The following is a 25,179-nucleotide window of genomic DNA, read 5'->3' on the forward strand; positions in this document are numbered from 1 at the left end:
CCGAAGCCGAAGCCGAAGCCGAAGCCGAAGCCGAAGCCGAAGCCGAAGCCGAAGCCGAAGCCGAAGCCGAAGCCGAAGCCGAAGCCGAAGCCGAAGCGCCGGTGGAGGAAACACATTCTGCGCCGGAAAAAGCTGACGAACGCGTTGTTGAAAAGCGCGGCGGGTTTGTGCCCGCGCTGATCGGAGGCATCGTTGCCGCAGCCATCGGGTTCATCGCGGGACGTGCCGACCTGATCCCGTCGGGCGAAGCCGACCCGGCCCAGGCCATTGCGGCGCTGGAAGCCAAATTGGCAGATCAATCCGATCAGATTGCGAAACTTGCCCAGACTTCTGAAACCTCGGGCCTTACGGATCAAATCAAAGCCTTGTCCGACAAGCTAAGCCCGGTCGAAACCGACTTGGGCGCAGTGAAATCTAGCGTTGAAGCGCTGAGTGCACAAGTCGGACCGTTATCGGATCGGTTGAATGCGCTCGAAGCGAACCCGGTCACCTCAAACGCGCCGCCCGAAGCAACCGCCGCATTTGAGGCCGAATTGTCCAAGCTGCAAGACTCATTGGCAGCGCAGCGGGCTGAGGTTGAAAAGATGGTTGCAGATGCGCAAGCGCTTGAGGCCAAAGCCTCGGCCGAGGCGCGCGCGGCGACCAATGCCGCGATCTTGTCGCGCCTGCGTGGTCAGATGCAGGCCGGCGAGCCGTATCAAGACCTTTTGATTGAGCTGAAAGCGGGCGGTGTGGACATTCCGGATGCTTTGGCCGGCCCGGCAGAAAGCGGCGTTGAAACACTTGCGTCATTGCGGGCGTCTTTTGATCCGGTTGCGCGAACAGCGTTGGCCGACGCCCGGGACGCGGATAAAGGCACAGGCTTTGTCGCCTTCCTGCAGCGTCAGACCGGTGCGCGGTCGGTAACGCCTCAGGATGGGGACGACCCGGATGCCATTCTGTCGCGTGCGCAAGCCGCCCTGGCCTCGGGCGATCTGAACGGGGCGTTGACGGAATTGAAATCACTGCCCGAAGCGGCGCAGACCGCAGTGGCCGAGTGGGAGCAGGCGGCACAGACGCGGGTCTCTGCCGTAGAGGCCGCGAATACGCTCGCGTCCAGCCTGAATTCGAACTGAGGGACCTGCCATGCTGTGGTCATTGTTTAAAATCCTTGTATTCGTTGCGATTATCGGACTGTTGGCCCTCGGCGCCCAGTTCTTGATGCAGACCAGCGGAGGCGTGCAGATCACTGTCGCGGGAACTGAATATACGCTGGGCCCGCTGCAATCGGTCATTGCGCTGGGCGTGCTGGTTTTTGCGGTGTGGCTGTTCTTCAAATTGCTCAGCCTTCTGATTGCGACACTGAAATTCCTCAACGGCGACGAAACCGCCTTGTCGCGTTATTTCGACCGCAGCCGCGAACAGCGCGGCTATCAGGCGCTGTCTGACGGTCTGATGGCGTTGGCTTCGGGCGAGGGGCGCGTGGCGATGACCAAGGCGAACAAGGCCGAGAGATTGCTGAACAAGCCGGAGCTGACCAACCTGCTGGTTGCTCAAGCTGCCGAAATGACCGGCGACACCAAGAAAGCGTCTGAGACCTACAAGAAGTTGGTGACCAACAGCGCGACCAGGTTTGTTGGCGTGCGGGGCATCATGAAGCAGAAGCTGGCCGAAGGCGATCAGGACACCGCGCGTAAGCTGGCTGAGAAAGCCCTGGCGATCAAACCGCGCCACGAGGAAACGCAGGACGTATTGTTGAACCTTCAGACCAAGGCGCAGGATTGGGCTGGTGCGCGGTCCACTTTGAACTCAAAGCTCAAGGCCGGGTATCTGCCGCGCGATGTGTTCAAACGGCGCGATGCGGTTCTGGCCCTATCCGAAGCCAAGGATATTCTGAACGAGGACGCCAGCTTGGATCAGCAAGAGCGCGCGATTGAGGCCAACCGTATGTCGCCCGATCTGGTTCCTGCTGCCGCGATGGCCGCGCGGGCCTATATCGAAAAGGGTAAACCCCGCGCCGCGACGAAGATCATCAAAAAAGCCTGGGAGGCTCAGCCGCATCCGGATCTGGCTCACGCCTTTGCCGAGATTGCGCCGGATGAGTCTGCTCCGGACCGGATCAAACGCTTTGCGGCATTGACCCGCATTCATCCTGAACATCCTGAAACCCGCCTGATCCTGGCCGAGTTGAACATCGTTGCCGAAGACTTCCCCGAAGCGCGCCGCGCGCTGGGGGACGTGGTTAAACAGCAGGCGGATGCGCGTGGCTACACTTTGATGGCGGCGATTGAACGGGGCGAAGGTGCGTCGGACTCCGTGGTACAGGGCTGGCTTGCAAAAGCCCTGACTGCGCCGCGCGGGCCGCAATGGGTCTGCGACAATTGCCAGCATATTCAGGCGGAGTGGACCCCGGTCTGCGATAATTGCGGCAGCTTTGACACGCTCAGTTGGAAGGTTCCGCAAACACCCGAGATCACCAGTGCAACCGGTGTTCACATGTTGCCGTTGATCGTCGGCGCGCTGGAAGACAACTCCGAGACCGAGACCGAGGACGAGACCGACGCTGGCGAAGCAGAAACAGCGGATGTGATCGAATTGGATGTCGAAACGGTCGACGAGAAGGTCGAGAAACAGGCCTGACACTCCTGGTGGGCAGATGATTGTCCCAGCCAATTCCGTTTGCTAACGTCGCCCTCGTGTCGGGGAGGGCACCCAAATCTGAATGTTGGACTATTCGCATAACCCCTGGCTGGTGGCTGCGTCACTGGCTGTGGCGTTGATGGCCGGGTTTACCGGGCTGTACCTGACGCATGGCGCATCGAAACTGGATGATCAAAAGCGCAAATTCGTGGTCGCGCTGGCCGCGGTTATTTTGGGCGGCGGTATTTGGTCGATGCATTTTGTTGCGATGCTGGGCCTGCAACTGCCGATCCTGTTTTATTATGACGCGTTGATCACACTGATCTCAGCCCTTGTGGCGATCCTGATGGTGGGACTTGCGTTGCTGCTGCTGCATTTCCGACCTCGCACGATGCAGACTATGGTGACGGCAGGTGTGATCGTCGGCCTTGGCATTGTGGTGATGCATTATGTCGGCATGGCCGGGATGGAGCTATGCCGCCCCGTCTATACCTTCTGGGACATTGCGATTTCGACCGTGGCTTCGGTGGTTCTGTCGGTGCTCGCGATCTGGGTGGCCTATGACAACCGTACCCAGCGCAACATTTTGCTGGGCACTGTGTGTTTTGGTCTCGCCGTCTTCACGATGCATTTCGTGGCCACTGGTCTGACCGATTTTGTTGCCAGCGACAATACGGGCGGAGCAGGGCCTGCGCTGAACAATCAGGTGCTGGCGATGGGTGTGACCGTCTCGGTTTTCCTGATTTGTGGGGCTTTCCTGTTGACCGGAATCACCTTCATCGGGCCTCAGCCCGCTGATGTAACTCCGATGCCAGACCCCGCGCCTGAACCTCAGCCAACGGCGTTGCGCGCAGGTGTTCCGTTCGAGCGCGAAGGACAGACCTTCTTTACAGACGCCGGCAGCGTGGCAGCAATCCGGGCCGAAGGGCATTATACGGTGCTTTACATGGGGGGCGAGAAACTCTTTTGTCCCTGGTCCATTACCGAGGCTGAAACGCGCCTGAAACCCGACGGGTTCTTGCGGGCGCATCGCAGCTATCTGGTGAACCCGAAACATGTGTCGAGTTTTGAACGACACAAGGACAACGGCACCTGCTATTTCGACGGTGTTGATGCCTTGCCTAAGGTTCCGGTCAGTCGATCTCGACTGACGGCAATCCGCGACGCGCTGGGCCTATGATCGCAACTCGTGCAGCTTATTCGCAATTCGTGAAACATCCGGCGCGCCCTGTTTCACGCCACTGGCGGCGATAGCGCCGGGTCCTCTTTTCTTTCCTCAGGTCCCCCAAGGCATACCGCTCGGACCCAGGGAGGAAAACATGATACCAGCCGGTTTTGAGTATCACCGGCCAGGCGATATCGCCTCGGCCATTGGCATTCTGCAAGAACATGGAGACGAGGCGCGCGTGATCGCGGGCGGGCACAGCCTGATCCCGATGATGAAGCTGCGTATGGCCGAAATGGGCCATCTGATTGACCTTCAGGCGATTGATGAGCTGAAGGGTATCGAGGTCGGGTCCGATACCGTGGCTTTGGGTGCCATGGTCACACAGCATGAGCTGATCACGCATGAGGGCCTGGCCTCGGCGATCCCTCTGATCCGCGAAGCGGCGTTGCAGATCGCTGATCCGCAAGTGCGTTACATGGGCACTGTTGGCGGCAATGTGGCCAATGGCGATCCGGGCAATGACATGCCGGGTCTGATGCAATGCCTTAACGCGACCTTTCATCTATCGGGTCCGGACGGAGCGCGCGACGTCGCTGCGCGTGAATTTTACGAGGCGGCCTATTTCACAGCGCGCGAAGATGAGGAAATTCTGACCCGCATCTCCATTCCCGTGCCGGGTGCGGGTGTCGGTCAGGCCTACGAGAAGCAAAAGCGCAAGATCGGCGATTATGCGACTGCGGCTGCAGCGGTGATGGTTGGCAATGGCACAGCCTCGGTCGCAATGACCAATCTGGCCGATACGCCCATCTGGTCAGAAAGCGCAAGCAATGCGTTGGCCGATGGCGATGTAAATGGCTGCGTTACGGCAATGCTCGATGCGATCGACCCGGTGGCCGACAACCGCGGCCCCGTCGAATTCAAGAAACATGTGGCCGCCGTGATGCTGCGCCGCGCCATCGACCGTGCGCAGAATCGCGCGGGTTGAAGGGAGGAAACCATGTCGAAAATGCACGTAAAACTCACTGTGAACGGCAAAGAGGTCGAAGGACTGGCCGAGCCGCGCACGCTGCTGATCCACTTCTTGCGGGAAGATTTGAAAATCACCGGCCCTCATATCGGTTGCGAAACCAGCCATTGCGGGGCCTGCACCGTGGATATCGATGGCAAATCCGTCAAATCCTGCACTACCTTTGTAGCGCAAGTGAACGGGGCCGATGTCACCACCGTCGAAGGCCTCACCAATGACGATGGCAGCCTAGGCGTATTGCAGGAGATGTTCCGCGAACATCACGGGCTGCAATGCGGTTTCTGCACGCCGGGCATGATCACCCGTGCGCATAGGTTACTGCAGGAAAACCCGAACCCGACCGAAGAGGATATCCGTTTTGGCATGGCCGGTAACCTCTGCCGCTGCACCGGCTATCAGAACATCGTCAAGGCGATCTCAGCCTCGGCTGACATGCTCAATGCACAGAAGGAGGCTGCGGAATGAACGACCAGACCCTGACCCCCGAAGAACGCGCCGCCAATCTAAAAGGGATGGGTTGTGCTCGCAAACGCGTGGAAGACGTGCGTTTTACCCAAGGCAAAGGCAATTATGTCGATGACATCAAGCTGGACGGGATGCTGTTCGGCGCATTCGTCCGCTCGCCCTATGCTCACGCCCGCGTAGTCAGTGTGAACAAAGAGGCCGCACTGGCCGTGCCTGGTGTTGTTGCCGTGTTGACCGCCGAAGATCTCGCGCCTTTGGGCCTGCATTGGATGCCGACACTGGCGGGTGACAAGCAGATGGTTCTGGCAGATGGCAAAGTGCTGTTCCAGGGCCAGGAGGTTGCCTATGTCGTTGCTGAAAACCGGTATATCGCAGCAGATGCGGCAGAGCTGGTCGAGGTTGAGTACGAAGAACTACCCGTCCTGACCGACCCGTTCGAGGCGTTGAAATCAGATGTGGTCCTACGTGAAGACCTGGAAGGTCAGACCGAGGGTGCCCATGGGCCGCGCAAGCATCACAATCATATATTCACCTGGGAACAGGGCGACAAAGACGCGACTGAGGCCGTTCTTGGTGAGGCCGATGTGGTCGCCGAAGAAATGGTTTACTACCACCGCACCCATCCTTGTCCGCTGGAGACCTGCGGTTGTGTTGCCTCAATGGACAAAGTGACCGGCAAGCTGACGCTATACGGTACCTTCCAGGCTCCGCACGCGATCCGCACCGTCGTGTCGCTGATTTCTGGTCTGGCCGAGCACAACATTCGCGTGATCAGCCCCGATATTGGCGGTGGATTTGGCAACAAGGTGGGCGCTTACGCGGGCTATGTCTGCTCGGTCGTGGCCTCCATTGTCACCGGCCAGCCAGTGAAATGGGTCGAAAACCGGATGGAGAACCTGATGTCCACCGCGTTTGCCCGCGACTACTGGATGCAGGGCAAGATCGCCGCCACTAAAGACGGTAAAATCACCGGCCTATGGTGTCATACGACGGCGGATCATGGTGGCTTTGACGCCTGTGCGGACCCGACTAAATTCCCGGCTGGGTTCATGAATATCTGCACCGGGTCCTATGACATCCCGACTGCCTATCTGGCTGTGGATGGGGTCTATACAAATAAGGCTCCAGGCGGGGTGGCCTATCGCTGTTCGTTCCGTGTGACCGAGGCGGCGTATTTCATCGAACGCATGATCGAGGTTCTGGCCATCAAGCTGAACATGGACGCGGCTGAACTACGCCGGATCAACTTTATCAAGGCCGATCAATTCCCGTATCAGTCCGCGCTGGGCTGGGAGTATGACTCGGGTGATTATCACACCGCTTGGGACAAGGCGCTGAAGGCCGTGGACTATGACGGTTTACGCGCCGAGCAGGCGCAGCGGATCGAGGATTTCAAAGCTGGCAAGACCCGCAAACTGCTGGGTATTGGCCTGACGCACTTTACTGAGATCGTTGGCGCTGGCCCGGTGAAGAACTGTGACATCCTCGGGCTTGGCATGTTCGATAGCTGCGAAATCCGCATCCACCCTACGGGTTCGGCCATCGCGCGGTTAGGGACGATCTCACAGGGTCAGGGCCATGCCACGACCTTTGCCCAGATCATCGCCAGTGAGATTGGCCTGCCCGCCGACGACATCACGCTGGAGGAGGGTGATACCGATACGGCTCCTTATGGTCTCGGGACCTATGGGTCTCGATCGACACCTGTGGCCGGGGCTGCAACGGCAATGGCCGCGCGCAAAATCCGAGCAAAGGCGCAGATGATCGCGGCTTACCTGCTGGAGGTGCATGACGACGACGTCGAATGGGACGTGGACCGGTTCGCTGTCAAAGGCGCGCCTGAGCGGTTCAAGACGATGAAGGAAATCGCCTTTGCCGCCTATAACCAGGCCATCCCCGGTCTGGAGCCCGGTTTGGAAGCGGTCAGCTACTATGATCCGCCGAACATGACCTATCCGTTCGGGGCCTATATCTGTGTCATGGAGATCGACGTGGATACCGGCGAATGGGATGTCAGACAGTTCTATGCGCTGGATGATTGCGGCACCCGGATCAACCCGATGATCATCGAGGGGCAGGTTCATGGTGGTGTGACCGAAGCGCTGGCCATCGCGATGGGGCAGGAAATTGCCTATGATGAGATGGGTAATGTGAAGACCGGTACGTTAATGGACTTTTTCCTGCCGACCGCGTGGGAGACACCGAACTATACGACCGATCATACTGTCACGCCCTCTCCGCACCATCCCATTGGTGCAAAGGGTGTGGGAGAAAGCCCGAATGTTGGCGGTGTACCCGCGTTTTCGAACGCGGTTCATGATGCCTTCCGGCCTTTTGGCCTTGTCCAGAGCCATATGCCACATGACCATTGGCGGATCTGGAAGATTGCCAACGGGTTGGGGATGCACGGGTGATTGGGTTCGGATCGGCTTGACCGATCCGACCGAGGCAAGGGGGCTCTGCCCCCTTGGACCCCCGGGATATTTTTAGCCAGATGAAGAATGGATCCTGGTTTTGACTTTAGTGGATGTGCAGAACGGGTTGGCCGCGCAGGGCTACGTCGCCGATGATCGGTTGGCGATGGCGCTGCATCTGGCGCAAGCCTTGGGACGACCCTTGTTGCTGGAAGGTCCTGCCGGCGTCGGGAAGACCGAGGTGGCCAAGGCCATGGCTGCGTGGCGCGAGGCGCGTTTGATCCGCTTGCAGTGTTATGAAGGGTTGGATGCGAGCCACGCCATCTATGAGTGGAACTATCAGCGTCAACTTTTGGCTATCCGAGCGAGTGAAGCAACAGGTGGGGTGGGTGAGGCAGAGCTGTTTTCGGACGCGTATCTGCTCAAAAGACCTTTGTTAGAGGCTATATCTGAAGAAACGCCCCCGGTTTTGTTGATTGATGAGATTGATCGGGCGGACGAGGAGTTTGAGGCGTATCTGCTTGAGATTCTTTCGGATTTTCAGATCACAATCCCGGAACTAGGGACCGTTACAGCCCGATCACGGCCAACCGTGATCTTGACGGCCAACGGAACACGGGACTTGTCTGACGCGTTGCGGCGACGGTGTTTGTACAGTTTTTTGGATTATCCATCGAAAGAGACCGAGATGGCGATCCTGCGCGCTCGAATGCCAGAGGTCGAAGGGATCCTGGCACGGCAGATCATCGGGGTCGTGCAAGCGTTGCGCAAAGAAGAACTGGAAAAAACACCAGGTATTGCCGAGATGTTGGACTGGGCGGCTGCCTTGTCCGGTCTTGGGGTCAATGATCTGGCGAAATCCCGGGATGAGGTGCAGGCAACATTAGTGTGTTTGCTCAAGACAGCTGCTGACTATGATGCTGCCCCACCCGAAGTGATGGATCGGCTGATTGGGAAGGTGGCGTGATGCAAGTCACGCGGTTCCCCTCGCGCGCCGCAGGGTTTGCAGACCGTATGTCGGGCTTCATTGCACATCTGCGTATGAACGGCCTTCATGTGGGGCCGCGGGAAACTGGTGATGCGATGGCGGCTTTGTCCGCAGTTGAGGCAACTGATTCCGAACAAGCACGTCAGGCTTTGTGCGCGCTTTTGGCGGGAGATGCAGAAGATTGGCGTCGGTTCGACGACCTGTTTGACGCCTACTGGTTCAACGCTGGCAAACACCGCTCGGGTTCGTCCAAAACCACACATGTCAGGGTACAATCGGCGAAGCCAATGATCTGGCAAAGTCAAAACACAGGGGCAGAAGAGCCTCAGGATGAAGCGGATACAGAAGCTGCTGTACCGGAAACGGGCGCGGGTGAGGCTGAGGGGATCGATGGGCAGCTGATTGCGACCCAGACGACAAACCTATCCCGCCGAGATCTGCGTGAGTTGATGGATGAAGAGAGCCTAAAACAGGCGGAAACAGCTGCTTTGAGGCTTGCGCGTGCCATACGGGATCGACGATTTCGCAGGCGAAAACAGGCGCTGAGAGGACCCGTGCTAGACATGCGACGTATTCAGCGGGCAAGCCTTGCGCGGGGTGGAGAGCCATTGGACCTGTATCGCCGCGCCCGGCCACCGCGCCCGATGCGGATCGTTGCGTTGTGTGATGTGAGCGGTTCGATGACCGTGTACTCTCGCGTGTTCCTTGCCTTTCTAAAAGGCCTAATCGGCAGCGGGACTGAAGCCGACGCGTATCTGTTTCACACACGGCTGATGCGAGTCACCGACGCTTTGCGGGATCATGACACGCTGCGGGCCGCTGGGCGGTTATCGCTTATGGCCGAGGGATTTGGTGGCGGCACCGATATCTCTGGCAGCCTCGAAACCTTTCTGAACGGGTATGGCGCGCGTGCCCTAAATGGGCGGACGATCGTGCTGATCCTGTCGGATGGCTATTGCAGCCGAGATTCCGAGGCGCTGGGCCATGCCCTTGTGCGTATCCGACGCAAAGCGCGGCGCATTGTTTGGCTGAACCCTCTCAAAGGATGGAAAGACTATCAGCCTATCGCGACTGCCATGCAGGCGGCAGAACCCCATCTGGATGCGCATCTACCCGCCAATACGCTCGATGCTTTGGCGGCACTTGAACCCGAGTTCCGGAAGCTTTGAAAGGCTCTAATATGGCGAATTTCGACATCTTCGACAGAATCGAGCAGTTGAGACAGAGCGATCAGCCTTTCTGCGTAGCGACAGTTCTGCGAACTGCGGATGCGACCTCGGCCAAGGCGGGGGGCAAGGCCGTGATCAATTGCGACGGGGATATCTTGGGCCATCTGGGTGGTGCCTGTGTACAGCGGGCTGTTCGCACATCGGCGCAAGCAGCGCTGGCGAGTGGTGTCCCGCAGATGATCCGCGTGAAACCTTCGGAAAAGGTGGTGAGCATGACGGACCCTGATGATGTGCAGACCTTCAAAAGCGGGTGCCCATCTGGCGGCACCGTTGATCTTTTGGTCGAACCCTACCAACAGGCCCCGCGATTGGTGATCTTCGGTGACTCGCCCATTGCTTCGGCCTTGGCCGCCCATGGCGCATTGGCAGGGCTGCGTATTTATCTTGAGGATGCGGCTGTTGCCTCGGACGACTATGACCGGTTTTCACTCGATCAGGTCGAAGATATGGGGATTGAGGGGCGCGACTTTGTGGTTGTCGCCTCTCAAGGCCGCAATGATGGTGCTGCACTTCGGGCTGCGCTGAATAGTTCTGCCGATCGTGTGTCGATGGTCGCGAGCCGCCGCAAGGCTGATACGCTGTTGGCGAAACTTATTGGTCAGGGCATGGACCCAGTGCGCGCTGCGCGCCTTAAGTCCCCAGCAGGGTTGGATATTCATGCAATTGACCCGCACGAGATCGCCTTGTCGATCCTGGCTGAGATCGTGCTTTGGCGGAACAGTGATACCGCACAGGAGGTTTCGCATGATGAAAGGCTTGCTTAAGCTGTGCCGCGCGACGTGGCCGAAGCGCCCTGATCTTAGCCTGAAGGAAAAAGAAGAGCTGGCGCTGATCGTGTTCCCGAGATGCTGTTGAAAGAGGAAAGACCTAAATGGAATTGAGTGACGAAATCCGCATCTCGGCCCCGCGTGACGTGGTGTACAAGGCCCTGAACAATCCGGAGATTTTGCGGGAATGTATCCCTGGCTGTGAAGAGTTGACACAAACCGCACCCGAGGAGCTTGAAGCTAAGGTGGTTCTGAAGATTGGTCCGGTCAAAGCCAAGTTTGCTGGTCAAGTGACGCTAGATACGGCCAAGGCGCCGGATGGATTTTCGCTTACTGGCGAAGGCAAAGGCGGGGCTGCCGGGTTTGCCAAGGGCGGGGCCGACGTGACCCTGACCGAGGACGGGGATGAGACAGTGCTTGCCTATACCGCGAAGGTGGATATCGGCGGCAAAATCGCACAGCTGGGCAGCCGTTTGATCGCCGGAACTGCCAAGAAACTGTCAGGAAAATTCTTCACACGGTTTGGCGAGATCGTGTCCGAGCAGGAGGCTTCCTGACGCGAGCAACGAACAGAATTCAACACCGTTCAGCCAACAGGACAGAAATAGCTGCACGCGCCGCTATTGATTTTTTACCGCGCGTAAAGAAAATGAAAAGCTGTGACAAGATACAGGCAGCAAGGGTCCGCAAGCGGTAGGCATGACGAAAATCAAGAACATGGAAGAATTCGCGGCGCTGAGCGGTATCTCAAGGCCGACGGTTTCGAAATACTTCCACGACCCCGAGAGCGTTCGGCCCTCGACGCGGGCACGGATCGAAGAAGCGCTGGAGCAGTTTGATTATCGTCCCAACATCTATGCGGTGAACCAGAACCGTAAGCTGACCAAGAATATCGGCATCGTGGTGCCTTATCTCGCTGACCCGTTTTTTGCCGAGATCGCGAGGTATCTGGAACAAAGCTGTATCGCCGCGGGGTATCGACCGTCCTTGTTCAGCTCGCACGGTGAACAGAAATTGGAGAATGAGATTCTCGACAGTTTGCGGTCGCTGAAGCCGGCGGGCGTGCTGCTGGCCCCCTTGGGGCGCGCATCGGATCGGTCTCAGATCGAAAAGTTCTGCGCCAATGTTCCGACTGTGCTGTTTGACAGCAACCTCGAAGGTTTGGGTGCTGCATTTATTGGCTCGGACAATTTCAGCTTTGTCTCTCAGACGGTGGAATACATGACTCGAACGGGTGAGCCGCCGTCATTCTTCGAGATGCGGACCCCTGCCAACCCAAACGCCAACAAACGCCGTAAGGCGTATGTCGAGGTGATGGATCGTTTGGGGTTCGAGCCCCATGTCATCAAGATCGATGGTGAAGGCTGGGCCTTTGAAGAGATCGGCCATCATGGGGCTTTGAAGGTTTTGGATCAAGGTCTGCTGCGCACGGACTCAGTCCTGTGCAGCAATGACCGCCTTGCCATTGGCTTTCTGGCGGCGTGTTACGAGCAGGGGATTCGCGTGGGGCGGCGTCCGGATTGCGCGCTTCGCGTTGCATCAAATGACGATCATCCCTTTGCCAAGTTTACCTGTCCGTCCCTGACAACTGCTGCACATGACTATGACAACGTGGCTGCGCGCAGCGTCGAGGCCTTGTTTGAACTCATTGAAAATGCGGGAAATTCTGGCAAGAGGACCGAAACTTTGTTCCCTGCGCGGCTGGTGCTAAGAGAATCTGCGTGAGTCAATAAACTTAACGCGCGTAAAGTTTTTGTTGACGCCGCGACAATTTTAAAACTACCCTCTCTACACGACATCCAAGCTCAGGGAGGACAGGGATGTATCTGAAGAACGCACTTCGTGCGGCGACTGCACTGACATTCGTCGCTACGGCAGCGGCCCATGCACAAACCATAACGATCGCCACCGTCAATAACGGCGACATGATCCGGATGCAGGGCTATACCGACAATTTCACCGAAGCGACCGGCATTGATGTGGAATGGGTGACGCTGGAAGAAAACGTGCTGCGTCAGCGCGTGACTACCGATATCACCACTAAGGGCGGTCAGTTCGACATCATGACCATCGGCATGTACGAAACCCCGATCTGGGGTGCCAATGGTTGGTTGGTGCCGCTGGACGGAATGTCCGCTGACTATGATGTTGGGGACCTGCTTCCCGCGATGGCCGGTGGCCTGAGCAATGACGGTACGCTCTATGCGGCGCCGTTTTACGGCGAAAGCTCGATGATCATGTACCGCACCGACCTGATGGAAAAGGCCGGATTGGAAATGCCCGAGGGGCCCACATGGCAGTTCATCCGCGAAGCGGCAGCAGCCATGACGGATCGTGACAACGACATCAACGGCATCTGCCTGCGCGGTAAGGCCGGTTGGGGTGAAGGCGGCGCTTTCATCACCGTGACCGCAAACTCGTTCGGCGCACGCTGGTTTGATGAGGACTGGAAACCCCAGTTCGATCAGCCTGAATGGAAAGAAGCGCTGACTTTCTTTGTCGATATGATGAATGAATCAGGCCCAGCGGGTTATGCGACCAACGGGTTCAACGAAAACCTGTCGCTGTTCCAGCAAGGCAAGTGCGGCATGTGGATCGACGCGACAGTTGCAGCGTCATTTGTGACCAACCCCAACGATTCAACTGTGGCGGATAAGGTCGGCTTTGCGCTGGCACCAAATGCGGAAGGCGTGGACAAGCGCGCCAACTGGCTCTGGGCCTGGGCGCTCGCCATCCCTGCCGGTACGCAGCAAGAGGATGCCGCAAAGCAGTTCATCGAATGGGCGACCTCGAAGGACTACATTGAGCTGGTGGCCGAGAACGAAGGCTGGGCCAATGTGCCTCCGGGTGCGCGGACCTCATTGTATGAAAACGACAACTACAAGGACATCCCTTTTGCGCAGATGACGCTAAAGTCGATCCTTGCCGCTGATCCGCAGAACTGCTGCGCCCAGCCGACGCCTTATACCGGCATTCAGTTTGTCGCCATTCCTGAGTTCGCGGGCATCGCCACGCAAGTCAGCCAGGAATTCTCGGCGGTATACGCCGGACAACAATCGGTGGACGAGGCGCTTGCCAAAGCGCAGGCCTTCACAGCCGAAGAAATGGAAGCCGCAGGTTACTAAGGCTTCCCTCCCGTGGGGGACAGGCAATCTGTCCCCCGCTCCCCTCTTTCTCAATTTGTGTTTTTCTCGCAGGCTAGCACAGTGCCTGAACAGAGAGGTCTTGCATCATGGCGACCCAACATTCCCGATCCGTTGCCCGGCTGATGATGGCACCCGCAGTGGTCCTGCTGCTTGGCTGGATGCTCGTGCCCTTGACGATGACCCTGTATTTTTCCTTCAAGAAATATCTGCCCCTGCGCGGTGGTGATCTGGGCTGGGTCGGCTTCGACAACTACGTCCGGTTCGTATCATCCAGCTCATTCTGGCCCGCGGTTCAAGCAACGCTGATGATCGTCGGAGGAGTTCTGATCATCACCGTTGTCCTAGGCATCCTTCTGGCGATGCTTCTGGACCAACCGATGTGGGGCCAAGGTGTTGTCCGCATCCTCGTGATCGCGCCCTTCTTCGTTATGCCTACCGTGTCCGCCCTGGTCTGGAAGAACATGTTCATGGATCCGGTCAACGGCCTGCTAGCGCATCTGTGGCGCTTCTTCGGAGCTGAACCGATCTCTTGGCTGTCTGAGGCGTCGATGACCTCGATCATCATGATCGTATCTTGGCAGTGGCTGCCCTTTGCAACGCTGATCCTGCTGACCGCGATCCAATCGCTGGACAGTGAGCAGTTGGAAGCGGCTGAGATGGATGGCGCGCCGGTTCTGAAACGCTTTTACCATATCGTCCTGCCGCATCTGAGCCGCGCGATTACCATCGTGATCCTGATCCAGACGATCTTCCTTTTGTCGATCTTCGCCGAGATCTTCGTGACCACCGGCGGCGCATTCGGCACCCGTACACTCACCTACCTGATCTTCCAGCGCGTGCTGGAAAGCCAGAATGTTGGCCTCGGATCAGCCGGAGGTGTCTACGCAATCATCTTAGCCAATATCGTTGCGATCTTCCTGATGCGCATCGTCGGCAAGAACCTGGACGCGTGAGGAGGTAAGATCATGGCCCGCGCTGTCACACCCCGTCGCAAAACACTGAACACTGCCCTGGCTTGGGCTGTTGGACTACTGATATTCTTTCCGATCCTCTGGACCATCCTGACCAGCTTCAAGACCGAGGCACAGGCGATCGCCAGCCCGCCGCTGTTCCTGAATTTCAACTGGACCTTGGAAAACTACGCCGTCGTACAAGAACGTTCGGACTATATGCGGTTCCTTTGGAATTCGGTCATCATCGCCGGGGGCTCGACCATTCTGGGTGTGATCATAGCCGTCCCCGCTGCTTGGGCGATGGCATTCGTTCCGTCCAAGCGCACCAAGGACATTCTGCTTTGGATGCTGTCGACCAAGATGTTGCCTGCCGTCGGTGTTCTCTACCCGATCTACCTGTTGTTCATCCGGCTGGGTCTGCTGGACACGCGCGGAGGGCTGGTCGTCGTCCTGATGCTGATCAACCTGCCTATCATTGTCTGGATGCTCTACACCTATTTCCGCGAAATTCCCGGTGAGATCTTGGAAGCCGCGCGAATGGACGGGGCGACGTTGAAAGAGGAAATCCTCTATGTCCTCACCCCCATGGCTATCCCGGGAATCGCCTCAACCGTGCTGTTGAACTTCATCCTGGCGTGGAATGAGGCGTTTTGGACTCTCAACCTGACTGCGGTCGACGCGGCTCCGCTCACGGCGTTCATCGCCAGCTATTCCAGCCCGGAGGGTCTGTTCTTTGCCAAGCTCAGCGCGGCCTCGACCATGGCGATTGCGCCAATCCTGATCCTTGGCTGGTTCAGCCAGAAACAACTTGTCCGCGGCCTGACCTTCGGCGCTGTGAAATAAGGAGCATTCCTCATGGGACGCATACAACTCAAGTCCGTGACCAAAAGCTTCGGCGACGTGCAGGTCATTCCACCGCTAGACCTGACCATTGAAGATGGCGAGTTCACCGTCTTCGTCGGCCCCTCGGGCTGTGGTAAATCCACCCTGCTGCGGCTGATCGCAGGCCTGGAAGATATCACCTCGGGCTCCATCGACATCGACGGCGCGGATGCCACCGATGTACCGCCCGCGAAGCGAGGGCTGGCGATGGTGTTCCAGTCCTATGCGCTGTATCCGCATATGACAGTGCGCAAGAACATCGCGTTCCCGTTGCGTATGGCCAAGTTGGATCAGGCCGAGATCGACAAGCGCGTCGAAGGCGCCGCCAGCGTCCTGAACCTGACCGATTATCTGGACCGCCGTCCCGGACAGCTTTCCGGCGGACAACGCCAGCGTGTTGCCATTGGGCGCGCTATCGTGCGCGAGCCGGCGGCGTTTCTGTTCGACGAACCTCTATCGAACCTTGACGCGGCACTGCGAGTTGGCATGCGGCTTGAGATCAGTGAGCTGCACGAACGTCTGGCGACCACCATGATCTACGTGACCCACGATCAGGTCGAAGCCATGACCATGGCAGACAAGATCGTTGTCCTTCAGGCCGGTGTGATCGAACAGGTGGGCTCGCCTCTGGAGCTCTATCGTACCCCGCGAAACTTGTTTGTGGCAGGCTTCATCGGCTCGCCAAAGATGAACTTTATCGAAGGCGAAGAGGCCGCAAAACATGATGCGCAGACGATTGGTATCCGGCCCGAGCATATCACTGTGTCCGAGAGCGGCGGTATATGGTCCGGTGTTGTGGGCGTATCCGAACATCTTGGATCGGACACGTTCTTCCATATCCACGAAACCGGGCTGGCCGAAACGATCACCGTCCGCGCAGATGGCGAGGTCGGGTTCCGGCACGGGGATCGTATTCACCTGACCCCGCGCTCGGACGTCATTCATCGATTTGACGCCAAAGGATTGCGGATCGAATGAAACGCTTGGCGGGCAAAACGGCGCTGATCACAGGCGCGGCGCGCGGGATTGGGCTGGCTTTTGCCAAGGCCTATATCGCGGAAGGCGCGCGCGTGGCATTGGCTGATATCGATATCGCCCGCGCGCAAATGGCCGCACAGGAGATCGGCGAAGCTGCGATAGCGGTTGAGATGGATGTCACCAGCCAACACAGCATTGATGCTTCTATCGCGCAAACGTTGGATGGTTTTGGTCGGATAGATATCCTCATCAACAACGCCGCGATCTTCACCGCCGCTCCGATTGTCGAGATCGAGCGCGCAGACTACCAGCGCGTCTTTGATATTAATGTCTCAGGCGCTTTGTTCACCCTTCAGGCTGTCGCGCGGCACATGATCGAACAGGGGATCAAAGGCCGCATTATCAACATGGCGTCGCAGGCCGGGCGACGCGGAGAGCCCTTGGTCGCGGTTTATTGCGCCAGCAAGGCGGCCGTTATCTCGTTGACCCAATCCGCCGGGCTGAACCTGATCCAACATGGCATCAATGTGAACGCGATCGCGCCGGGTGTGGTGGATGGCGAGCATTGGGACGGCGTCGATGCATTCTTCGCAAAGCACGAGGGCAAGCCACCGGGACAGAAGAAGCGCGAGGTCGCCGCTGCAGTTCCCCATGGCCGTATGGGGTGCGCCGAGGATCTGACCGGGATGGCGGTGTTTCTGGCCTCAGATGAAGCGGACTATGTCGTCGCACAGACCTACAACGTGGATGGCGGAAATTGGATGAGCTGATGGATCCATTGGCGCGTACTCATACACCAGTGAAGCTGCGGTTGGACAATCTGTCCCAGCTTCCTGCAGATGTTAAAACGCCCCGTTACCGGCGCGAGGACCTAACGCCCGGTATTGTCCATATTGGTCTTGGCAATTTTCACCGCGCGCATCAGGCGTGGTATATCCACCGGCTGATGCAGCAAGGTCTGGCGTTGGACTGGGCCATCATCGGCGCGGGTGTGCGCAGTTATGATGCAGAGTTGCGGGCAAAGCTGATTCAGCAGGATTGCCTGACAACACTGGTTGAGCTTGATCCGGCGGCCTTGTCCGCAGAAGTGATTGGCCCGATGATCGACTATGTGCCGATTGAGCCGGGTAACGGGCCGCTGATCGAACGAATGTCAGACCCTGCCATCCGCATCGTGTCGCTTACCATTACCGAAGGCGGATACTATCTGGACGCCAAAACGGGTGTGTTCGATACGGAACATGATGATGTTCGCCATGATGCGCAGAACCCGGAACAGCCGCGCAGCGTTTTCGGTGCACTTGTTGCCGCGCTGAAGCGTCGGCGCGCTGCCGGGCATGCGCCCTTCACGGCGCTCAGCTGCGATAACCTGCAAGGCAATGGTGCGATCCTGCGTGACTGTGTGGTCGGGCTGGCGCGCCTGTCCGATCGCGATCTTGCGGAGTGGATCGACCAGACCGGGGCTTTTCCAAACTCGATGGTGGATTGCATCGTACCTGCCACGTCGGATGACCTTCGCAGCCAGTGTCAGGCGCTGGGCATCACGGACGCCGCCCCGGTTTCGCACGAGAACTTCCGCCAATGGGTGATCGAGGATGATTTCTGCGCCGGGCGTCCACCTTTGGAAACGCTTGGGGTGGCGATCACCAAAGATGTGCATGCCTATGAGGCGTTGAAGCTGCGCATTCTCAATGGCGGTCACCAGATACTGGCCAATGCGGGTGAGGTTCTGAACCTGCCTACGATTTCGGACTGCCTGCAGGATGCAGACCTCTCGGCCTTTTTTCACAAGGTCCAGACCGAAGAGATACTGCCTCATATCAAAGGCGTGCCCGAGACCAGCCCAGATGCGTATCTAAAGCAGGTTGAGCGCAGGTTCCTGAACCCGACGATCCGTGATTCCACACGCCGTGTGGCCTTTGACGGATCAGCGCGGCATCCGGGGTTTTTGTTTCCATCGCTTCGCGATGCGATACCCTCGGACGCGTCCTTGTCGGGGTTGGCCTTGGCCGAAGCCTTCTGGTGCCGCATGTGCGCTGGCGAGCGTGAGGATGGGACCACGATTGCGCCCAATGACCCCATTTGGCCGGATTTGCAGGCCGCCGCCCGCGTGGCTCGGGCAAATCCCGCACAATGGCTGGATGTGGCTAACCTCTATGGTGAGGTGGGGCAGGACCAACGGTTTGCCCAAGCTTTCGTCGATTGGCTGGATTGTATCTGGCAAGAGGGGAGCCGTGCCGCAATTGCCAGATATGTCAGGTCGTAAGACCCCGCGCGAAATCGGGGTGCCTTCACTTAAGACCACCCTGCCTAGTCGCCGAAGGTTGCCAGATAGGCGGTAATATCTTCCGCGCCTTTTTTGAGCTTAACGCTCATGTTCGGGCGAGCGGCCTCGTCGTTCAGATACTCTTTGATGAAACTGATCGGATCCTGCGTATAGGCGATAAGGTTGGCTTCGGTCCAAACCAGACCTTCCTCGCCCGCGCGGATCATGTCATCGGTGAACATGCCAATAGGCAGACGCTCACTGCCATAGCGGTAGTCGTTCTCGGTTCCGGCGATGCGGCCAACTACGCCATATAAATTGGGGCCGGTGATTCCACCTTTCACCAGAACTTCGCCATCCTTGATAATCGCGTGGCAGGATGAACAACGGTTATAAAGCTGTTCGCCTTTGACAGGATCACCGGAGGCGGTGGCCTGGGAAGACAGGGCAATCGTTAACAGAACGGCAGCCAAGGGGGGTTTTGACATCGTAGTCTCCTGATTGACGTTCGCGCAGGAGTTGATGTCTGATGTATCCGGGCGAAGCGCAACGGAAATCCGCCGGATTTTGTGCTGTGAAAATCATCTATTTCAGGGGTGTTATTTGTTGCGGAACAAAGGGATATTCGCGCCCGAGATCGTGCCGGGTTTCGAACCAATCTTACAAAAGCCAAGCGCAGCGAAACAGGCAAAGCTGATGCCGAGACGTACAGAAAGCTGGCCCGAATCAGGCCCATTCGATTCGTTTTTTTGGCAAGCAGAGTGATATAGAATCCCCAAAAAACCCGGTGTGTCGTGACAAAATACACAGATGCGGCGTATTGCGCGTTTATGACCGCTGGACGAATACTAATTGCGTCGGTAGACAACGCGGTTAAGACACCGCCTTCGTGCGGTGTACGAGCTATTTGCCCGCACGCGGGCGCCAGACAATCGGAGATTACCTCGTGTCCCACGCAGAAGACCACGAAGGCACCCGCAGAGATTTCCTGTATTACGTCGCTGGCGGCGCAGGTGTCGTTGCTACCGGGGCAGCCGTATGGCCCCTGATCAACCAGATGAACCCATCCGCAGATGTTCAGGCCCTGTCCTCGATCCGCGTGGATGTCAGCGGGGTTGAGCCGGGTACGCAATTGACCGTCAAGTGGTTGGGCAAACCGGTTTTCATTCGTCATCGCACCGGCGCAGAAATCGCAGAAGCGCAACAGCAGGACGCCGAAGGCGTCGATGCCCTGCCGGATCCGCTGGCACGTAACTTCAACCTGAACGCCGATGCGCCCGCAACTGACGCGAACCGCGTTATGCCCTCGCCCGAAGGCGAAGCGCCGGGCGCGTGGATCGTTCAGATGGGTGTGTGTACGCACCTCGGCTGTGTGCCGCTGGGCGATGCCGGGGACTTTGGTGGCTGGTTCTGCCCCTGCCACGGCTCGCACTATGATCTGGCCGGTCGTATCCGCAAGGGTCCCGCGCCTGAAAACCTGCCTGTTCCGCCTGCGGAATGGGTCGACAATTCGACAATCCGACTCGGCTAAGGGAGACCCAACTTATGTCCGGAATTCCCCACGATCACTACGAGCCGAAGACAAATGGCGAAAAGTGGCTGCATAGCCGCCTGCCCATCGTCGGCCTACTGTATGACACCCTGATGATCCCGACCCCCAAGAACCTTAACTGGTGGTGGATCTGGGGTATCGTTCTGGCGTTCTGCCTGGTGTTGCAAATCGTCACCGGTATCATTCTGGTGATGCACTACACCCCGCATGTCGATCTGGCCTTCGCTAGCGTCGAACACATCATGCGCAACGTGAATGGTGGTTACTTCATCCGCTATCTGCACATGAATGGCGCGTCGCTGTTCTTTGTTGCGGTCTATATCCACATGTTCCGCGGCCTCTACTATGGCTCGTACAAAGCCCCGCGTGAGATCACGTGGATCATCGGGATGCTCATCTACCTGATGATGATGGGCACGGCCTTCATGGGCTACGTTCTGCCCTGGGGTCAGATGTCCTTCTGGGGTGCGACCGTGATCACCGGCCTGTTTGGCGCGATCCCGTTTGTGGGTGATGCGATCCAGACTTGGCTGCTGGGCGGACCGGCTGTGGACAATGCCACGCTGAACCGCTTCTTCTCGCTGCACTATCTGCTGCCGTTTATCATTGCGGCGCTGGTTATAGTGCATATCTGGGCCTTCCACACCACCGGCAACAACAACCCAACGGGTGTTGAGGTTCGCCGTGGCTCGAAAGCCGAGGCCGAGAAAGATACTCTGCCCTTCTGGCCCTACTTCGTGATCAAGGACCTGTTCGCACTGGCTGTTATCATGGTCGTGTTCTGGGCCATCGTCGGCTACATGCCGAACTACCTGGGTCACCCCGATAACTATATCGAAGCGAACCCGCTGGTTACGCCTGCGCATATCGTTCCCGAATGGTACTTCCTGCCCTTCTACGCGATCCTGCGGGCCTTCACCGGCGAAGTCTGGGTGGTTCAGTTCGCCAGCTTCATCACCGGCGGCATCGTCGATGCCAAGTTCTTTGGTGTGGTTGCAATGTTCGGCGCGATCCTGGCGATGGCGCTGGCCCCGTGGCTGGACACGTCGAACGTGCGTTCGGGTCAGTATCGCCCGATGTTCAAATGGTGGTTCCTGCTGCTGATCGTCGACTTCTTTGCCCTGATGTGGCTGGGTGCGATGCCTGCGGAAGAACCCTATGCGACCTTCTCGCTGATCGCCTCGGCCTACTGGTTTGCCTATTTCTTCGTGATCCTGCCCGTACTTGGTGTGATCGAGAAGCCTCTGCCACAGCCTGAAACGATCGAAGAAGACTTCAACGCGCATTATGGCAAGGCTGACGCCGAAGCCACGCCGGCCGAGTAAGAAGAGGGACCGGAAACATGTTCAAGAAACTTGCAATCGGTGCCGCGTTTGCCCTGGCCCTTGCGCCCGCCTCGACCTTTGCGGCAGGTGGCGGTGAGCAGCATATCGAAGACTATGCGTTCTCGTTCGAAGGGCCGTTTGGTACTTGGGATGAGTTCCAACTGCAGCGCGGTCTTCAGATCTACACCGAGGTTTGCGCAGCCTGTCATGGCCTGCAATATGTGCCTCTGCGTGATCTCGAAGCGCTGGGGTACTCGGAAGAGCAGGTGATCGCTTATGCGGCCGCCAACTTCGAGGTGTTCGACCCTGAGCTGGACGATTTCCGCCCGGCGATTCCGACTGATCACTTCCCGGCCAACACAGGGGTTGGCGCACCTGACCTGAGCCTGATGGCCAAGGCGCGTGCAGGGTTCCACGGACCTTATGGTCTGGGGATCAACCAGCTGGTCAAAGGCATGGGTGGCGCAGAATACATCGCGTCCCTGCTGAATGGCTATACAGGAGAAGAGAAAGAAGAGGCGGGAACCATCCTGTACGAGAACAAAGCCTTCCCCGGCGGTTGGATCTCGATGGCACCGCCTCTGTCGGATGAGCAGGTCGAGTTTGCCGATGGTCACGCAAATGACGTTGAGCATATGTCGGAAGACCTGGCTGCGTTCCTGATGTGGACAGCCGAGCCAAAGTTGATCGACCGTAAGAATGCCGGTTTTGTCGGCGTGATCTTCCTGACGGTTCTGTCTGTGCTGCTGTATCTGGTGAACAAGCGCCTTTGGGCACCGCACAAGGGCAAAGCGCGTAAGGACTGATCGTTCTTATCGGATTGGAATTGGAAACCCCCGCACCATCAGGTCGCGGGGGTTTTTGCTTGTAGGTTGGTTGAAGGGGCCAGCCCCTTCTTGGCCTTTGGCCAATTCATCCCCGGGATATTTCTGGCCAGATGAAGAGTGGATCAGGCTGTTAGCTGTGTCGCAGTGTGACCGGTGACCGTTGCAGTTACGATCTGGCCTTCGGTTTGGGGCGCGTCAAAGGTTACTTCGGTAAATTGTTCGGTTCGGCCCATATGCGTGTTTTCCATCAGAACTTGATGGGTTTTGCCGATCTGGGAAGCGAGATGTTTGGCGACCTGTGTCTCACCGGCTTTGCGCAGACGGGCGGCGCGGGCTTTGATGATTGTGCCGTTGACCTGCTGCGGAATGCGGGCGGCTGGTGTACCGTCGCGTTTTGAGTACGGAAAGATATGCAGCCAGGTCAGATCACATTCAGTGACCAGTTTCATAGAATTCTCGAAATGAGCGTCGGATTCAGTGGGGAACCCGGCGATGATGTCGGCGCCAAAAGTCATCTCGGGTCGCAGTTTGCGCGCCTCTTCGGTGAAGCGGATGGCGTCATCGCGCAGGTGGCGGCGTTTCATCCGCTTCAGGATCAGGTCGTCGCCATGTTGCAGGGACAGGTGTAGATGCGGCATCAGGCGTGGCTCGGTCGCGATTGCCTGCATCAGGTTCTCGTCCACTTCGATGGAATCGATCGAGCTGATCCGCAGGCGCGGCAGATCTGGCGCCAGCTTCAGAATGCGCATCACCAGATCGCCCAGCTTGGGCTGCGCGGGCAGGTCCGCGCCCCATGAGGTCAGATCAACGCCGGTTAGCACAACCTCGTTGTAGCCCCTATCAACCAAACGCTTGATCTGATCCACTACGACGCCTGCGGGCACACTGCGTGAATTGCCTCGGCCATAGGGGATGATGCAAAAGGTGCAACGGTGGTCACAGCCGTTCTGGACCTGTACATAGGCACGGGATCGAGTACCGAAGCCATCGATCAGATGACCGGCGGTTTCTGTGACCGACATGATGTCATCAACCTGAAGCGCCTCGGTCTCGCCAATGAAATCTGCAGCCATCCCCTTCCAGGTATCGGGCTGCATCTTTTCGGTGTTGCCGATGACCGCGTCGACCTCATCCATTTTGGCAAAGGTCTCAGGTTCGGTTTGTGCCGCGCAGCCGGTGACAATCAGGCGCGCGTCAGGGTTTTCCCGACGCAGCCTTCGGATTTCCTGACGGGCTTTGCGGACGGCCTCGGCCGTCACCGCGCAAGTGTTCACCACGACCGCGTCGGTCAGGCCTTCCTGCTGCGACAGTTCCTTCATCGCCTCGGTTTCATAGGCGTTAAGGCGGCAGCCCAGGGTGGTGAACTTTGGGGCGCTCATCCGAAAGACCTTAGGAATTCGGGTGTCAGGGTGCCGGAAAACACATGGGCCGTTGGTCCTGTCATCCAGACGCCATCGTCGCGCCAGTCGATCCAGATGGTACCGCCATCCAGTTCGATTTGGACCTTGCGGCCTGTCAGGCCACGGCGCGCGGCGGCAACGGCTGTAGCGCAGGAGGACGAGCCCGAGGCCAGAGTGATGCCAACGCCCCGCTCCCACACCCGCATCCGGATATGGTCTTTACCGATGATCTGCGCCACCTGCACATTTGTGCGCTGGGGGTAGAGCGGGTGGTACTCGTACCGTGACCCGAACTCAGTGAGGGGAATCGCCTCGGCGTCTTCAACAAAAAACGTACAATGTGGATTGCCCATGCCGGTTGCAGTGGGTGCGCCTTCGATTGGCAGTTCCAGCGTATCCATTTCTTCGGCCAAAGGAATGTCACGCCAATTGAGCTGCGGTTGGCCCATATTGACTGAGGTCAGCCCATCGCCCGCATCTTTGGCCGCGAGAGAGCCCCGTTCGGTGGTCAGTGAGAGCTCGGATTTTCCAGCCTCGTCCATTAGAAACCGGGCAATGCAGCGCGTGGCGTTGCCGCAGGCGGCCGAGGTTGAACCATCGGCGTTATAGAACACCAGGTGCGCATCCTCAGCGCCGTTTTCGATAACGGCTAGTTGATCGAAGCCGACGCCAAACTGACGATGCCCGATGGCCTTGGCCATAGCCGGAGTGATCGATGACGCATGTTCGCGTGCATCGACAATGACGAAGTCATTTCCCAGCCCATGCATCTTCATGAAGGGCAAACCGGTATCGAGTCTCTGTTGCATGGCGGGCATATAACGTCGGTGGAATGATGAATCCACCCTGTCGCCACGATTCGTGAAAAAAGGTCTTGACCCCCCCGCGCCACCTGCCTAAGTAGGCCGCCTATCGGGTCGCCGGAAACATCTAAAACACAGGCGAAACGAGGTGTGAAATAAGGTCTTGAACCTGATCGGGAAAATACCTTACAGAGCGCCACGGATCATCAAGATCCAACAAAAGAGTGGGCCGTTAGCTCAGTTGGTAGAGCAACTGACTTTTAATCAGTGGGTCGCAGGTTCGAATCCTGCACGGCTCACCACTTTTTCAAAGAACATGTTTGACGTGGCAATTCCGGGCCTGAACCATTGGGAACTGGCTTAATGTGGA

Annotated in this window: 23 protein-coding genes and 1 tRNA gene; 21 read left to right on the forward strand and 3 right to left on the reverse strand. The window is 57.9% G+C overall.

Translation table 11 applies throughout. The annotated features are described in order from the left end of the window. From ACR0JE_RS18565 to ACR0JE_RS18645, 17 genes are all read left to right on the forward strand, one after another. Window positions 1–1,115: COG4223 family protein (locus ACR0JE_RS18565; protein WP_480865213.1), on the forward strand; the 1,115-nt coding region annotated here is incomplete at its 5' end. 10 nt (window positions 1,116–1,125) lie between these two features. After that, entirely contained in the window at window positions 1,126–2,619 is a 1,494-nt protein-coding gene (locus tag ACR0JE_RS18570; protein ID WP_480865214.1) for a heme biosynthesis HemY N-terminal domain-containing protein, read from the forward strand. Between the two features lie 82 nt (window positions 2,620–2,701). Further along, window positions 2,702–3,799 (forward strand): MHYT domain-containing protein, encoded by a 1,098-nt coding sequence (locus tag ACR0JE_RS18575; RefSeq protein WP_480826144.1) that lies wholly within the window; start codon window positions 2,702–2,704, stop codon window positions 3,797–3,799. Window positions 3,800–3,938: 139 nt separating this feature from the next. Next, window positions 3,939–4,772: an FAD binding domain-containing protein gene (locus ACR0JE_RS18580; protein WP_480545265.1), complete on the forward strand. Its 834-nt coding sequence runs from the start codon at window positions 3,939–3,941 to the stop codon at window positions 4,770–4,772. 12 nt (window positions 4,773–4,784) lie between these two features. Beyond that, window positions 4,785–5,279 carry a (2Fe-2S)-binding protein gene (locus ACR0JE_RS18585; RefSeq protein ID WP_353008421.1) on the forward strand — a complete coding sequence of 165 codons (495 nt, stop codon included), beginning with the start codon at window positions 4,785–4,787 and terminating at the stop codon, window positions 5,277–5,279. Then, entirely contained in the window at window positions 5,276–7,693 is a 2,418-nt protein-coding gene (locus ACR0JE_RS18590; protein WP_480865215.1) for an aerobic carbon-monoxide dehydrogenase large subunit, read from the forward strand. The genes ACR0JE_RS18585 and ACR0JE_RS18590 overlap by 4 nt, the downstream gene beginning before the upstream one ends. Window positions 7,694–7,793: 100 nt before the next feature. Beyond that, window positions 7,794–8,660: an AAA family ATPase gene (locus ACR0JE_RS18595; RefSeq protein WP_480865216.1), complete on the forward strand. Its 867-nt coding sequence runs from the start codon at window positions 7,794–7,796 to the stop codon at window positions 8,658–8,660. Continuing rightward, a complete protein-coding gene (locus tag ACR0JE_RS18600; protein ID WP_480865217.1) occupies window positions 8,660–9,850 on the forward strand; it encodes a vWA domain-containing protein in 1,191 nt (396 codons plus the stop codon). The genes ACR0JE_RS18595 and ACR0JE_RS18600 overlap by 1 nt, the downstream gene beginning before the upstream one ends. An 11-nt stretch (window positions 9,851–9,861) precedes the next feature. After that, window positions 9,862–10,674, forward strand: coding sequence for an XdhC family protein (locus ACR0JE_RS18605; protein WP_480865218.1), 813 nt, complete (start codon window positions 9,862–9,864; stop codon window positions 10,672–10,674). A gap of 107 nt (window positions 10,675–10,781) precedes the next feature. Further along, window positions 10,782–11,234 carry an SRPBCC family protein gene (locus tag ACR0JE_RS18610; RefSeq protein ID WP_480865219.1) on the forward strand — a complete coding sequence of 151 codons (453 nt, stop codon included), beginning with the start codon at window positions 10,782–10,784 and terminating at the stop codon, window positions 11,232–11,234. A gap of 142 nt (window positions 11,235–11,376) precedes the next feature. Then, entirely contained in the window at window positions 11,377–12,402 is a 1,026-nt protein-coding gene (locus tag ACR0JE_RS18615) for a LacI family DNA-binding transcriptional regulator (RefSeq protein WP_480865220.1), read from the forward strand. A 95-nt stretch (window positions 12,403–12,497) separates the two neighbouring features. After that, window positions 12,498–13,802: an ABC transporter substrate-binding protein gene (locus tag ACR0JE_RS18620; protein ID WP_480865221.1), complete on the forward strand. Its 1,305-nt coding sequence runs from the start codon at window positions 12,498–12,500 to the stop codon at window positions 13,800–13,802. A 107-nt stretch (window positions 13,803–13,909) separates the two neighbouring features. Beyond that, window positions 13,910–14,776: a carbohydrate ABC transporter permease gene (locus tag ACR0JE_RS18625; protein WP_480545273.1), complete on the forward strand. Its 867-nt coding sequence runs from the start codon at window positions 13,910–13,912 to the stop codon at window positions 14,774–14,776. Window positions 14,777–14,788: 12 nt separating this feature from the next. Beyond that, the gene (locus ACR0JE_RS18630) at window positions 14,789–15,619 is read left to right on the forward strand and encodes a carbohydrate ABC transporter permease (RefSeq protein ID WP_480865222.1); all 831 of its coding nucleotides are present in this window, start codon (window positions 14,789–14,791) and stop codon (window positions 15,617–15,619) included. Between the two features lie 12 nt (window positions 15,620–15,631). Next, a complete protein-coding gene (locus ACR0JE_RS18635; RefSeq protein WP_480865223.1) occupies window positions 15,632–16,636 on the forward strand; it encodes an ABC transporter ATP-binding protein in 1,005 nt (334 codons plus the stop codon). Next, window positions 16,633–17,406 (forward strand): L-iditol 2-dehydrogenase, encoded by a 774-nt coding sequence (locus tag ACR0JE_RS18640; protein ID WP_480865224.1) that lies wholly within the window; start codon window positions 16,633–16,635, stop codon window positions 17,404–17,406. Before ACR0JE_RS18635 ends, ACR0JE_RS18640 begins: the two co-directional genes overlap by 4 nt. Then, window positions 17,406–18,902, forward strand: a complete 1,497-nt coding sequence (locus ACR0JE_RS18645; protein ID WP_480865225.1) for a mannitol dehydrogenase family protein — start codon at window positions 17,406–17,408, stop codon at window positions 18,900–18,902. The genes ACR0JE_RS18640 and ACR0JE_RS18645 overlap by 1 nt, the downstream gene beginning before the upstream one ends. A 44-nt stretch (window positions 18,903–18,946) precedes the next feature. On the opposite strand, the gene ACR0JE_RS18650 is transcribed toward ACR0JE_RS18645, so the two are convergent. Then, a complete protein-coding gene (locus tag ACR0JE_RS18650; RefSeq protein WP_480826138.1) occupies window positions 18,947–19,390 on the reverse strand; it encodes a c-type cytochrome in 444 nt (147 codons plus the stop codon). Window positions 19,391–19,848: 458 nt separating this feature from the next. On the opposite strand from ACR0JE_RS18650, the gene petA reads away from it, so the two are divergent. The 3 genes from petA to ACR0JE_RS18665 are packed head-to-tail and all read left to right on the forward strand — an operon-like array spanning window position 19,849 to window position 22,585. Next, window positions 19,849–20,433 carry a ubiquinol-cytochrome c reductase iron-sulfur subunit gene (petA, locus tag ACR0JE_RS18655; RefSeq protein ID WP_480550355.1) on the forward strand — a complete coding sequence of 195 codons (585 nt, stop codon included), beginning with the start codon at window positions 19,849–19,851 and terminating at the stop codon, window positions 20,431–20,433. 14 nt (window positions 20,434–20,447) lie between these two features. Beyond that, window positions 20,448–21,779 (forward strand): cytochrome b, encoded by a 1,332-nt coding sequence (gene petB / locus ACR0JE_RS18660; protein ID WP_170534382.1) that lies wholly within the window; start codon window positions 20,448–20,450, stop codon window positions 21,777–21,779. A 17-nt stretch (window positions 21,780–21,796) separates the two neighbouring features. Continuing rightward, window positions 21,797–22,585, forward strand: coding sequence for a cytochrome c1 (locus ACR0JE_RS18665; RefSeq protein ID WP_170534384.1), 789 nt, complete (start codon window positions 21,797–21,799; stop codon window positions 22,583–22,585). Window positions 22,586–22,728: 143 nt separating this feature from the next. Here ACR0JE_RS18665 and mtaB read toward each other — a convergent pair whose 3' ends face one another. Next, window positions 22,729–23,985, reverse strand: coding sequence for a tRNA (N(6)-L-threonylcarbamoyladenosine(37)-C(2))-methylthiotransferase MtaB (mtaB, locus tag ACR0JE_RS18670; protein WP_480865226.1), 1,257 nt, complete (start codon window positions 23,983–23,985; stop codon window positions 22,729–22,731). Next, complete coding sequence (gene dapF, locus ACR0JE_RS18675) at window positions 23,982–24,824, reverse strand: diaminopimelate epimerase (RefSeq protein WP_480865227.1); 843 nt, start codon at window positions 24,822–24,824, stop codon at window positions 23,982–23,984. Before dapF ends, mtaB begins: the two co-directional genes overlap by 4 nt. Before the next feature lie 211 nt (window positions 24,825–25,035). Between dapF and ACR0JE_RS18680 the strand changes: the two genes are divergently transcribed. Continuing rightward, window positions 25,036–25,111 (forward strand) — tRNA-Lys (locus tag ACR0JE_RS18680). Window positions 25,112–25,179 lie beyond the last annotated feature (68 nt).

Source organism: Ruegeria sp. H3, from assembly GCF_056533095.1.